We start from the raw sequence: 13,375 nt of genomic DNA, 5'->3' as shown, positions 1-13,375 counted from the left end.
TGGTGACCAAGCTGGGGAACGCTGATGGCTTACTCATACACTGAGAAAAAACGTATCCGCAAGGACTTTAGCAAGTTGCCGCACGTCATGGACGTGCCCTATTTGCTGGCTATCCAACTGGATTCGTACCGCGAATTCCTGCAGGCGGGCGCAGGCAAAGACCAGTTCCGCGATATCGGCCTGCATGCGGCCTTCAAGTCCGTTTTCCCGATTATCAGCTATTCCGGCAATGCGGCCCTGGAATACGTCGGCTATCGCCTGGGCGAGCCGGCTTTCGATGTGAAGGAATGCGTCCTGCGCGGCGTGACCTTCGCCGTCCCGCTGCGGGTCAAGGTTCGTCTGATCATTTTCGACCGCGAGTCGTCGAACAAGGCGATCAAGGACATCAAGGAGCAGGAAGTCTACATGGGGGAAATCCCCCTGATGACCGAGAACGGTACCTTCATCATCAACGGTACCGAGCGTGTCATCGTGTCCCAGCTGCACCGCAGCCCGGGCGTGTTCTTCGATCACGACCGCGGCAAGACCCACAGCTCGGGCAAGCTGCTGTACTCGGCGCGCATCATTCCCTACCGCGGCTCCTGGCTGGACTTCGAGTTCGACCCCAAGGACGCCGTGTTCGTGCGTATCGACCGTCGCCGCAAGCTGCCGGCCTCGGTACTGCTGCGCGCGCTCGGCTACAGCACCGAAGAAGTGCTGGATGCCTTCTATGACACCAACGTCTTCCACATCAAGGGCGAGACCCTGAATCTGGAACTGGTGCCCCAGCGCCTGCGTGGTGACATCGCCAGCTTCGACATCAAGGACGAAACCGGCAAGGTGATCGTGGAGCAGGGCCGTCGCGTGACCGCTCGCCACATCAACCAGCTGGAGAAGTCCGGCATCACCGAGCTGGAAGTGCCCTTCGATTACGTCATTGGCCGTACCACTGCCAAGGCCATCGTGCACCCGTCCACCGGCGAGATCATCGCCGAGTGCAACACCGAGCTGACCCTGGACATGCTGGCCAAGATGGCCAAGGCCAATGTCGTACGGCTCGAGACGCTGTACACCAACGACATCGACTGTGGTCCGTTCATCTCCGATACCCTGAAGATCGATTCCACCGGCAACCAGCTGGAAGCCCTGGTCGAGATCTATCGGATGATGCGTCCTGGCGAGCCGCCGACCAAGGAAGCTGCCGAGACCCTGTTCAACAACCTGTTCTTCAGCGCCGAGCGTTACGACCTGTCCGCCGTCGGCCGCATGAAGTTCAACCGCCGTATCGGTCGCGACGCCATCGAAGGCTCGGGCGTCCTGAGCCGCGAAGACATCGTCGACGTGCTCAAGACCCTGGTCGACATCCGTAACGGCAAGGGCATCGTCGACGACATCGACCACCTGGGCAACCGTCGCGTCCGTTGCGTCGGTGAAATGGCCGAGAACCAGTTCCGCGTGGGCCTGGTGCGGGTGGAGCGTGCCGTCAAGGAACGCCTGTCCATGGCCGAAAGCGAAGGCCTGATGCCGCAAGACCTGATCAACGCCAAGCCGGTGGCCGCCGCGATCAAGGAATTCTTCGGTTCCAGCCAGCTGTCCCAGTTCATGGACCAGAACAACCCGCTGTCGGAGATCACCCACAAGCGCCGTGTCTCCGCACTCGGCCCGGGCGGTCTGACCCGTGAGCGCGCCGGCTTCGAAGTCCGTGACGTACACCCGACGCACTACGGCCGGGTCTGCCCGATCGAAACGCCGGAAGGTCCGAACATCGGCCTGATCAACTCCCTGGCTGCCTATGCCCGCACCAACCAGTACGGCTTCCTCGAAAGCCCGTACCGCATGGTCAAGGACGGCGTGGCCACTGACGAGATCGTCTTCCTGTCGGCCATCGAAGAAGCCAACCACGTGATCGCCCAGGCCTCCGCCGGGCTGGACGAGAACAACCGGCTGATCGACGAGCTGGTGGCCGTGCGTCACCTGAACGAATTCACCGTCAAGGCGCCCGAAGACGTCACCCTGATGGACGTTTCGCCCAAGCAGGTCGTCTCCGTCGCCGCCTCGCTGATTCCGTTCCTCGAGCACGACGACGCCAACCGCGCGTTGATGGGTTCGAACATGCAGCGTCAGGCCGTACCGACCCTGCGTTCGGACAAGCCGCTGGTGGGTACCGGCATGGAGCGCAACGTCGCCCGTGACTCCGGCGTCTGCGTCGTGGCCCGTCGGGGTGGCGTGATCGACTCCGTCGATGCCAGCCGTATCGTGGTGCGGGTCAACGATGACGAAGTCGAGACCGGTGAAGCCGGCGTCGACATCTACAACCTGACCAAGTACACCCGTTCCAACCAGAACACCTGCATCAACCAGCGTCCGCTGGTGAGCAAGGGTGATCAGGTGGCCAAGTTCGACATCCTGGCCGATGGCCCCTCGACCGATATGGGCGAGCTGGCACTGGGTCAGAACATGCGCGTGGCCTTCATGCCCTGGAACGGCTTCAACTTCGAAGACTCCATCTGTCTGTCGGAGCGCGTTGTCCAGGAAGACCGCTTCACCACTATCCACATCCAGGAACTGACCTGTGTGGCCCGTGACACCAAGCTCGGCCCGGAGGAGATCACCTCCGACATCCCGAACGTGGGTGAGGCTGCGCTGAACAAGCTGGACGAGGCCGGTATCGTCTACGTCGGTGCCGAAGTCGGTGCCGGTGACATCCTGGTCGGCAAGGTCACGCCCAAGGGCGAAACCCAGCTGACCCCGGAAGAGAAGCTGCTGCGCGCCATCTTCGGCGAAAAGGCCAGCGATGTTAAGGACACCTCCCTGCGCGTGCCCACCGGCACCAAGGGTACCGTCATCGACGTCCAGGTCTTCACCCGTGACGGTGTCGAGCGCGACTCCCGCGCCCTGGCCATCGAGAAGTCCCAGCTCGACGAGATCCGCAAGGACCTGAACGAAGAGTTCCGCATCGTCGAAGGCGCGACCTTCGAGCGTCTGCGTCAGGCTCTGGTTGGTCAGGTCGCCGAAGGCGGTCCGGCGGTCAAGAAGGGTGCCGTTATCACCGACGAGTACCTGAACGGCCTCGAGCGCGGCCAGTGGTTCAAGCTGCGCATGGCGGAAGATGCTCACAACGAGCAGCTGGAAAAGGCCCAGGCCTACCTGTCCGACCGTCGCCAGCTGCTGGACGACAAGTTCGAAGACAAGAAGCGCAAGCTGCAGCAGGGCGATGACCTGGCTCCGGGCGTACTGAAGATCGTCAAGGTCTACCTCGCCATCAAGCGCCGCATCCAGCCGGGCGACAAGATGGCCGGTCGCCACGGTAACAAGGGTGTGGTCTCGGTGATCATGCCGGTCGAAGACATGCCCTACGACGCCAACGGCACGCCGGTGGACATCGTGCTGAACCCGCTGGGCGTACCTTCGCGGATGAACGTCGGTCAGATCCTCGAAACCCACCTGGGCCTCGCGGCCAAGGGCCTGGGCGAGAAGATCAACGTGATGATCGAAGAGCAGCGCAAGGTCGCCGAACTGCGTGGCTTCCTGCACGAGATCTACAACGAGATCGGTGGCCGTCAGGAGAAGCTGGACGACCTGAGCGATCAGGAAATCCTCGACCTGGCGAAGAACCTGCGTGGCGGTGTTCCCATGGCCACGCCGGTATTCGACGGTGCCAAGGAGCGCGAGATCAAGGCTATGCTGAAGCTGGCCGATCTGCCCGAGAGCGGCCAGATGCGTCTGTATGACGGTCGCACCGGCAACGCCTTCGAACGCACCACCACCGTTGGCTACATGTACATGCTCAAGCTGAACCACCTGGTGGACGACAAGATGCACGCCCGTTCCACCGGCTCCTACAGCCTGGTTACCCAGCAGCCGCTGGGTGGTAAGGCGCAGTTCGGTGGTCAGCGTTTCGGGGAGATGGAGGTCTGGGCACTGGAGGCCTATGGCGCGGCTTACACCCTGCAGGAAATGCTGACGGTGAAGTCGGACGATGTGAACGGCCGGACCAAGATGTACAAGAACATCGTGGACGGGGATCACCGCATGGAGGCCGGCATGCCCGAGTCCTTCAACGTACTGATCAAGGAAATCCGCTCGCTCGGCATCGATATCGAACTGGAAACCGAATAACACGAGACCCTAGAGGAGACGACCGCGCGGCGGTCGTCTCCGGTCCGTGAGGAGGAAAGGCCTTGAAAGACTTGCTCAATCTGTTGAAAAACCAGGGTCAACTCGAAGAGTTCGATGCCATCCGTATCGGTCTGGCCTCGCCCGAGATGATTCGTTCCTGGTCGTTCGGTGAAGTGAAGAAGCCGGAGACCATCAACTACCGTACCTTCAAGCCCGAGCGCGATGGTCTGTTCTGCGCCAAGATCTTTGGCCCGGTCAAGGACTACGAGTGCCTGTGCGGAAAGTACAAGCGCCTCAAGCACCGCGGCGTGATCTGCGAGAAGTGCGGCGTGGAAGTCGCCCTGGCCAAGGTGCGCCGCGAGCGCATGGGCCACATCGAACTGGCTTCGCCCGTCGCCCACATCTGGTTCCTGAAGTCGCTGCCGTCCCGTATCGGCCTGCTGCTGGACATGACCCTGCGTGACATCGAGCGCGTGCTCTACTTCGAGAGCTACGTGGTGATCGACCCGGGCATGACCACCCTCGAGAAGTACCAGCTGCTCAACGACGAACAGTACTTCGAGGCCCTGGAAGAGTTCGGCGACGACTTCGATGCCCGCATGGGTGCGGAAGCCGTGTTCCAACTGCTCGGCGCCATTGATCTGGAGCACGAGATCGGCCGCCTGCGCGAAGAGATTCCGCAGACCAACTCCGAGACCAAGATCAAGAAGCTGTCCAAGCGCCTGAAGCTGATGGAAGCCTTCCAGGGCTCCGGCAACAAGCCGGAGTGGATGGTCATGACCGTGCTGCCCGTGCTGCCGCCGGACCTGCGTCCGCTGGTGCCGCTGGATGGCGGCCGCTTCGCGACCTCCGACCTGAACGATCTCTATCGTCGCGTCATCAACCGGAACAACCGCCTCAAGCGGCTGCTCGACCTCGCCGCGCCCGACATCATCGTGCGCAACGAGAAGCGCATGCTGCAGGAAGCCGTTGACGCCCTGCTGGACAACGGCCGTCGCGGTCGTGCCATCACCGGTTCCAACAAGCGCCCGCTGAAGTCCCTGGCCGACATGATCAAGGGCAAGCAGGGTCGTTTCCGTCAGAACCTGCTGGGCAAGCGCGTCGACTACTCGGGTCGTTCCGTGATCACCGTGGGCCCGACCCTGCGTCTGCACCAGTGTGGTCTGCCCAAGAAGATGGCCCTGGAGCTGTTCAAGCCGTTCATCTTCGGCAAGCTGGAAGCCCGTGGCATGGCGACCACCATCAAGGCCGCCAAGAAGATGGTCGAGCGCGAACTGCCCGAGGTCTGGGACGTTCTCGCCGAAGTCATCCGCGAACACCCCGTGCTGCTCAACCGCGCCCCGACCCTGCACCGTCTGGGCATCCAGGCGTTCGAGCCGGTCCTCATCGAAGGCAAGGCGATCCAGCTGCACCCGCTGGTCTGCGCCGCGTACAACGCCGACTTCGACGGTGACCAGATGGCCGTGCACGTGCCGCTGACGCTGGAAGCCCAGCTGGAAGCGCGCGCCCTGATGATGTCGACCAACAACATTCTGTCGCCCGCTAACGGCGAGCCGATCATCGTGCCGTCGCAGGACGTGGTTCTGGGTCTGTACTACATGACCCGTGAAGCCATCAACGCCAAGGGCGAAGGCCGCGTGTTCGCCGACCTGCAGGAAGTCGATCGCGTCTTCCGTGCCGGCGAAGCCGCGCTGCACGCCAAGGTCAAGGTGCGCATCAACGAGACCATCCGTCACAAGGACGGCAGCCTGACCAAGAACACCCGCATCGTCGACACCACCGTTGGCCGTGCGCTGCTGTTCCAGGTCGTGCCCGCCGGTCTGCCGTACGACGTGGTCAACCAGTCGATGAAGAAGAAGGCCATCTCCAAGCTGATCAACCACTGCTACCGCGTGGTGGGTCTGAAGGACACCGTCATCTTCGCCGACCAGCTGATGTACACCGGTTTCGCCTATTCGACCCTGTCCGGCGTCTCCATCGGCGTCAATGACTTCGTCATCCCGGACGAGAAGGCACGCATCATCGATGCCGCCACCGCCGAGGTGAAGGAGATCGAGAGCCAGTACGCCTCCGGCCTGGTGACCCAGGGCGAGAAGTACAACAAGGTGATCGACCTCTGGTCGAAGGCCAACGACGAAGTGTCCAAGGCGATGATGACCAACCTCTCGAAAGAGAAGGTCATCGACCGCGAGGGCAAGGAAGTCGACCAGGAGTCCTTCAACTCCATGTACATGATGGCCGATTCCGGCGCCCGGGGTTCCGCGGCCCAGATTCGTCAGCTCGCCGGCATGCGTGGCCTGATGGCCAAGCCGGACGGCTCCATCATCGAGACGCCCATTACCGCCAACTTCCGTGAAGGCCTGAACGTACTCCAGTACTTCATCTCCACCCACGGTGCCCGTAAGGGTCTGGCGGATACCGCCCTGAAGACCGCGAACTCCGGTTACCTGACCCGTCGTCTCGTCGACGTGGCCCAGGATCTGGTGGTGACCGAGGTCGACTGCGGTACCGAGCGCGGCCTGATCATGACCCCGCACATCGAAGGCGGCGACGTGGTCGAGCCCCTGGGTGAGCGCGTTCTGGGCCGGGTCATCGCCCGCGACGTGCCCAAGCCGGGTACCGAAGAGATCATCGTGCCGGCTGGCACCCTGGTCGACGAGCGCTGGGTCGAGTTCCTCGAGCTCAATAGCGTCGACGAAGTCGTGGTGCGTTCGCCGATCACCTGCGAAACCCGTCATGGCATCTGCGCCAAGTGCTACGGTCGCGATCTGGCCCGTGGTCACCAGGTCAACATCGGTGAGGCGGTCGGCGTCATCGCCGCCCAGTCCATCGGTGAGCCGGGTACCCAGCTGACCATGCGTACCTTCCACATCGGTGGTGCGGCCAGCCGGACTTCCGCGGCCGACAGCGTCCAGGTCAAGAACGGCGGTGCCATCCGCCTGCACAACCTGAAGCACGTCGAACGTGCCGACGGTGCCCTGGTTGCCGTGTCCCGTTCCGGTGAGCTGGCGATCGCCGACGACTTCGGTCGTGAGCGCGAGCGCTACAAGCTGCCCTACGGTGCGGTGATCTCGGTCAAGGAAGGCGACAAGGTCGACGCTGGCGCCATCGTCGCCAAGTGGGACCCGCACACCCACCCCATCGTCACCGAGATGGACGGTACCGTGGCCTTCGTCGGTATGGAGGAGGGCATCACCATCAAGCGCCAGACCGACGAACTGACCGGTCTGACCAACATCGAGGTGCTCGACGCCAAGGATCGCCCGACTTCCGGCAAGGACATCCGTCCGGCGGTCAAGCTGATCGACGCCAACGGCAAGGACCTGCTGCTGCCGGGTACCGACGTACCGGCCCAGTACTTCCTGCCGCCGAACGCGCTGGTCAACCTGAGCGACGGTGCCAAGGTGCATGTGGGTGACGTTATCGCCCGTATCCCCCAGGAAACCTCCAAGACCCGCGACATCACCGGTGGTCTGCCCCGCGTGGCCGACCTCTTCGAAGCGCGTCGTCCCAAGGAGCCGGCAATCCTGGCGGAGATCAGCGGTACCATCTCCTTCGGCAAGGAAACCAAGGGCAAGCGTCGTCTGGTCATCACCCCGACCGATGGCACCGATCCCTACGAGGAGCTGATTCCGAAGTGGCGCCACCTGAACGTCTTCGAAGGCGAGCAGGTAAGCCGCGGCGAAGTCATCTCCGACGGTCCGAGCAACCCGCACGACATCCTGCGTCTGCTGGGTGTCAGCGCGCTGGCCAAGTACATCGTCAACGAGATCCAGGACGTGTACCGCCTGCAGGGCGTGAAGATCAACGACAAGCACATCGAGACCATCCTGCGGCAGATGCTGCGCAAGGTCGAGGTGAGCGACACCGGCGACTCGAGCTTCATCAAGGGCGATCAGGTCGAACTGACCCACGTCCTGGAAGAGAACGAGCAGCTGGTCGGCAATGATCGCTTCGTCGCCAAGTACGAGCGCGTGCTGCTGGGTATCACCAAGGCTTCGCTGTCCACCGAGTCCTTCATCTCGGCCGCTTCCTTCCAGGAGACCACCCGTGTCCTGACCGAGGCCGCCGTGACTGGCAAGCGCGACTTCCTGCGCGGCCTGAAGGAAAACGTGGTGGTGGGTCGTCTGATCCCGGCCGGTACCGGTCTGGCCTACCACAGCGAGCGCAAGCGCCAGCGCGAACTCGGCAAGCCGCAGCGCGTGAGCGCCAGCGAGGCCGAAGCCGCCCTGACCGAAGCGCTGAACTCCAGCGCCAGCTGAGTTCGGTAGCAGGTCTCGCTTGACAAAGCCCCCGGCGCCCCAGGTGTCCGGGGGCTTTGTCTTGACTGGGGCGCCGAAGCTCTTTAGACTTTCGTTCCCCGAAAATGGGCAGGACTGACGTTCTGCTATTTCGTTTATGTCGCAAGACAATCAGTGGAGCTATAGATGGCAACTATCAACCAGCTGGTGCGTAGTGCACGCAAGCGTATCGTCGAGAAATCCGACGTACCTGCGCTGCAAAACTGCCCGCAACGTCGTGGCGTGTGCACCCGCGTGTACACCACCACTCCCAAGAAGCCCAACTCCGCACTGCGGAAGGTCTGCCGTGTGCGTCTGACCAACGGCTTCGAAGTCACCTCCTACATCGGCGGTGAAGGTCACAACCTGCAGGAACACAGCGTCGTGCTGATCCGCGGTGGCCGGGTCAAGGATCTGCCGGGTGTGCGTTATCACACCGTGCGCGGCTCGCTGGACACCACCGGTGTGAAGGACCGCAAGCAGGGCCGTTCCAAGTACGGCACCAAGCGTCCGAAGTAACCACCTTTCTTTTTGTTCGAGTCGATAAGAGTAAGGTCGGGCAACGAGTCCCGAGCTAACCTGAAGACCGTTTTGAGGGCTTATCAATGCCAAGACGTCGTGTAGCGGCCAAGCGCGAAATACTTGACGATCCGAAATACGGAAGCCAGATCCTGGCCAAGTTCATGAACCACGTGATGGAGAGCGGCAAGAAAGCCGTTGCCGAGCGTATCGTTTATGGTGCTCTGGACAAGGTCAAAGAGCGTTCCAAGAATGCCGAACCCCTGGAAGTTTTCGAAAAAGCGCTCGACGCCATCGCTCCGCTGGTCGAAGTGAAGTCCCGCCGTGTCGGCGGTGCTACCTACCAGGTGCCGGTTGAGGTTCGTCCTTCCCGTCGTAATGCCCTGGCCATGCGCTGGCTGGTGGACTCCGCGCGCAAGCGTGGTGAGAAGTCCATGGCTCTGCGCCTGGCGGGTGAACTCATGGACGCTTTTGAAGGCAAGGGTGCCGCAGTCAAGAAGCGCGAAGACGTGCATCGCATGGCAGAAGCCAACAAGGCCTTCTCGCACTACCGCTTCTAAGCCTAGCGCTTCCAATCAAGCGAGGACCTTATGGCTCGTACAACCGCTATTAACCGCTATCGGAACATCGGTATCTGCGCCCACGTGGACGCAGGTAAGACGACTACTACCGAGCGGATTCTGTTCTACACCGGCGTGAACCACAAAATGGGTGAGGTTCACGACGGCGCTGCGACCATGGACTGGATGGTGCAGGAGCAGGAGCGTGGTATCACCATCACCTCCGCTGCCACCACCGCGTTCTGGTCCGGTTCGACCAAGCAGTACGACAAGTACCGCGTAAACATCATCGATACCCCCGGCCACGTGGACTTCACCATTGAGGTGGAGCGTTCCCTGCGCGTGCTGGACGGTGCGGTCGTGGTGTTCTGCGGCACCTCCGGTGTCGAGCCTCAGTCCGAAACCGTATGGCGTCAGGCCAACAAGTACGGCGTACCGCGCATCGTCTACGTCAACAAGATGGACCGTGCCGGCGCCAACTTCCTGCGCGTCGTCGAGCAGATCAAGAAGCGCCTGGGCCACACTCCGGTCCCGGTTCAGCTGGCCATTGGCGCGGAAGAGAACTTCCAGGGCCAGATCGACCTGCTGAAGATGAAGGCCATCTTCTGGAACGATGACGACCAGGGCATGACCTATCGCGAGGAAGAGATTCCTGCGGGCATGCTGGCCGATGCCGAGCAGTGGCGCTCCAACATGGTCGAGGCTGCTGCCGAAGCCAACGAAGAGCTGATGAACAAGTACCTGGAAGAGGGCGAGCTGTCGATCGACGAGATCAAGGCCGGCCTGCGTCAGCGTACCATCGCCTGCGAAATCGTCCCGGCCGTCTGCGGTTCGTCCTTCAAGAACAAGGGCGTGCCCCTGGTTCTGGACGCCGTGATCGACTTCCTGCCGGCGCCCATCGAGATTCCCGCGATCAAGGGTACCAACCCGGACAACGAGGAAATCACCGACGAGCGTCATGCAGACGACAACGAGCCCTTCTCAGCTCTGGCGTTCAAGATCGCCACCGACCCCTTCGTGGGTACCCTGACCTTCGCCCGCGTCTACTCGGGTGTACTGAGCTCCGGTGACTCCGTCATCAACTCGGTGAAGGGCAAGAAGGAACGCGTCGGCCGTATGGTGCAGATGCACGCCAACACCCGTGAAGAGATCAAGGAAGTTCGCGCTGGCGACATCGCCGCACTGATCGGCATGAAGGACGTCACCACCGGTGACACCCTGTGCTCGATCGAAAAGCCGATCATCCTCGAGCGCATGGACTTCCCGGAGCCGGTGATCTCGGTCGCCGTCGAGCCGAAGACCAAGGCCGACCAGGAAAAGATGGGCATCGCACTGGGCAAGCTGGCCCAGGAAGACCCCTCGTTCCGCGTCAAGACCGACGAAGAGTCCGGTCAGACCATCATCTCCGGCATGGGCGAGCTGCACCTGGACATCCTGGTGGACCGCATGAAGCGCGAATTCGGCGTGGAAGCGAACATCGGTAAGCCTCAGGTCGCCTACCGCGAAACCATCCGCAACACCTGCGAGATCGAAGGCAAGTTCGTTCGTCAGTCGGGTGGTCGTGGCCAGTTCGGTCACTGCTGGATTCGCTTCGCACCGGCCGACGAAGGTCAGGAAGGTCTGGAGTTCGTCAGCGAAGTCGTGGGCGGTGTGATTCCGAAGGAATACATCCCGGCGATCCAGAAGGGCATCGAAGAGCAGATGAAGAACGGTATCGTTGCCGGCTATCCGCTGCTTGGCCTGAAGGCCGCTGTGTTCGACGGTTCCTACCACGACGTCGACTCCAACGAGATGGCGTTCAAGATCGCTGCCTCCATGGCGACCAAGCAGCTCACCCAGAAGGGTGGTGCCGTGCTGCTCGAGCCGATCATGAAGGTCGAGGTCGTGACCCCGGAAGACTACATGGGCGACGTCATGGGCGACCTGAACCGTCGTCGTGGCCTGATCCAGGGTATGGAAGACACCGTGACCGGCAAGGTCATCCGTGCCGAGGTTCCGCTGGGCGAGATGTTTGGCTACGCTACGGATGTCCGCTCCATGTCTCAGGGTCGCGCAAGCTACTCCATGGAGTTCTCCAAGTACGCCGAAGCTCCGTCGAACATCGCCGAAGCCATCATCAAGAAACAAGCTTAATCAGCGCTTTGACTAGAGGTTTTATCTCGTGGCTAAAGAAAAATTCGAACGTAACAAACCGCACCTGAACGTGGGCACCATCGGTCACGTTGACCATGGCAAGACCACTCTGACCGCAGCGCTGACCAAGGTCTGTGCCGATACCTGGGGCGGTTCCGCTCGTGGTTTCGACCAGATCGATAACGCGCCGGAAGAAAAGGCTCGCGGTATCACCATCAACACCTCCCACGTTGAGTACGACTCGGCGATCCGTCACTACGCGCACGTCGACTGCCCCGGCCACGCCGACTACGTGAAGAACATGATCACCGGTGCTGCCCAGATGGACGGCGCGATCCTGGTTTGCTCGGCTGCTGACGGCCCCATGCCGCAGACCCGCGAGCACATCCTGCTGTCCCGTCAGGTAGGCGTTCCCTACATCGTCGTGTTCCTGAACAAGGCCGACATGGTTGACGACGCCGAGCTGCTGGAACTGGTCGAAATGGAAGTTCGCGATCTGCTGAACACCTACGACTTCCCGGGCGACGATACTCCGATCGTTATCGGCTCCGCGCTGATGGCTCTGAACGGTCAGGATGACAACGAGATGGGCGTTTCCGCCGTGCGCAAGCTGGTAGAGACCCTGGACTCCTACATCCCCGAGCCCGAGCGCGCCATCGACAAGCCGTTCCTGATGCCGATCGAAGACGTGTTCTCGATCTCCGGTCGCGGCACCGTGGTAACCGGTCGTGTCGAGCGTGGCATCGTCAAGGTCCAGGAAGAAGTCGAGATCGTGGGTATCAAGGCCACCGTCAAGACCACCTGCACCGGCGTTGAAATGTTCCGCAAGCTGCTGGACGAAGGCCGTGCTGGCGAGAACGTCGGCGTGCTGCTGCGTGGCACCAAGCGTGAAGACGTGGAGCGTGGCCAGGTTCTGGCCAAGCCGAACACCATCAAGCCGCACACCAAGTTCGAGTGCGAAGTGTACGTGCTGTCCAAGGAAGAAGGTGGTCGTCACACCCCGTTCTTCAAGGGCTACCGTCCGCAGTTCTACTTCCGCACCACCGACGTGACCGGTAACTGCGAACTGCCGGAAGGCGTCGAGATGGTGATGCCGGGCGACAACATCAAGATGGTTGTCACCCTGATCGCTCCGATCGCGATGGAAGATGGTCTGCGTTTCGCCATCCGTGAAGGCGGTCGTACCGTCGGCGCCGGTGTGGTTGCCAAGATCATCGAGTAATCGATTGATCTGAAACGAAAAAAGGCCCTTCGGGGCCTTTTTTCTTGCCTCATGAAATTGACAGATGGCAAAAGAGGCGTTCTTGACAGCTGTCGGCGACATCCTTAGAATTGCGCCTCCTTTAATCGGGCACCTTTTTGCCCGAGGGGAAAGCTTGGAGTCTGAGGTCAAATGCAAAATCAACAAATCCGTATTCGGTTGAAGGCTTTTGATCATCGCCTGATCGATCAATCTACCCAGGAAATCGTGGAAACCGCGAAACGTACTGGTGCTCAGGTGCGTGGTCCGATTCCTCTGCCAACCCGCAAGGAACGTTACACAGTGCTGATTTCTCCGCACGTCAACAAGGACGCTCGTGACCAGTACGAAATTCGTACCCACAAGCGCGTGCTCGACATCGTTCAGCCCACCGACAAGACCGTCGATGCGCTGATGAAGCTCGATCTCGCCGCTGGCGTTGAAGTGCAAATCAGCCTCGGCTGAGACCGTCAAGGTTTCAGTCGTGTAACGCTCTGAAATGGGCGGCCATAGCGGGTGAAAGCCCCGTACACTCAAGAGGTTCT

The 13,375-nt window shown here is 61.3% G+C and carries 7 protein-coding genes; all 7 read left to right on the top strand.

Annotated elements, in window-relative coordinates:
- Positions 1-24 precede the first annotated feature (24 nt).
- The 7 genes from rpoB (at position 25) to rpsJ (ending at position 13,295) form a co-directional block, all read left to right on the top strand.
- Positions 25-4,098 carry a DNA-directed RNA polymerase subunit beta gene (gene rpoB / locus DBY63_RS06225; protein WP_027599187.1) on the top strand — a complete coding sequence of 1,358 codons (4,074 nt, stop codon included), beginning with the start codon at positions 25-27 and terminating at the stop codon, positions 4,096-4,098.
- 62 nt (positions 4,099-4,160) lie between these two features.
- Positions 4,161-8,360, top strand: coding sequence for a DNA-directed RNA polymerase subunit beta' (gene rpoC, locus DBY63_RS06220; RefSeq protein ID WP_017641871.1), 4,200 nt, complete (start codon positions 4,161-4,163; stop codon positions 8,358-8,360).
- A 165-nt stretch (positions 8,361-8,525) separates the two neighbouring features.
- The gene (gene rpsL / locus DBY63_RS06215; RefSeq protein ID WP_007163089.1) at positions 8,526-8,897 is read left to right on the top strand and encodes a 30S ribosomal protein S12; all 372 of its coding nucleotides are present in this window, start codon (positions 8,526-8,528) and stop codon (positions 8,895-8,897) included.
- 86 nt (positions 8,898-8,983) lie between these two features.
- Entirely contained in the window at positions 8,984-9,457 is a 474-nt protein-coding gene (gene rpsG / locus DBY63_RS06210) for a 30S ribosomal protein S7 (RefSeq protein ID WP_007163088.1), read from the top strand.
- A 30-nt stretch (positions 9,458-9,487) separates the two neighbouring features.
- Entirely contained in the window at positions 9,488-11,590 is a 2,103-nt protein-coding gene (gene fusA / locus DBY63_RS06205) for an elongation factor G (RefSeq protein WP_027599186.1), read from the top strand.
- A gap of 28 nt (positions 11,591-11,618) precedes the next feature.
- Positions 11,619-12,812 carry an elongation factor Tu gene (gene tuf, locus DBY63_RS06200; RefSeq protein WP_027603089.1) on the top strand — a complete coding sequence of 398 codons (1,194 nt, stop codon included), beginning with the start codon at positions 11,619-11,621 and terminating at the stop codon, positions 12,810-12,812.
- 171 nt (positions 12,813-12,983) lie between these two features.
- Positions 12,984-13,295 carry a 30S ribosomal protein S10 gene (rpsJ, locus tag DBY63_RS06195; RefSeq protein ID WP_003243886.1) on the top strand — a complete coding sequence of 104 codons (312 nt, stop codon included), beginning with the start codon at positions 12,984-12,986 and terminating at the stop codon, positions 13,293-13,295.
- The last annotated feature ends 80 nt before the right edge of the window (positions 13,296-13,375 follow it).

The organism is Pseudomonas sp. RIT411 (assembly GCF_003057735.2).
Taxonomy (GTDB): Bacteria; Pseudomonadota; Gammaproteobacteria; order Pseudomonadales; family Pseudomonadaceae; genus Chryseomonas; species Chryseomonas oryzihabitans.
This window is presented reverse-complemented; position numbering and strand designations above follow the sequence as displayed.

Excerpts from the sequence above, each read along its gene's own strand:
- rpsL (WP_007163089.1), top strand. The coding sequence starts at position 8,526 with ATGGCAACTATCAACCAGCTGGTGCGTAGTGCACGCAAGCGTATCGTC.
- rpoB (WP_027599187.1), top strand. The coding sequence starts at position 25 with ATGGCTTACTCATACACTGAGAAAAAACGTATCCGCAAGGACTTTAGC.
- rpsJ (WP_003243886.1), top strand. The coding sequence starts at position 12,984 with ATGCAAAATCAACAAATCCGTATTCGGTTGAAGGCTTTTGATCATCGC.
- fusA (WP_027599186.1), top strand. The coding sequence starts at position 9,488 with ATGGCTCGTACAACCGCTATTAACCGCTATCGGAACATCGGTATCTGC.
- rpsG (WP_007163088.1), top strand. The coding sequence starts at position 8,984 with ATGCCAAGACGTCGTGTAGCGGCCAAGCGCGAAATACTTGACGATCCG.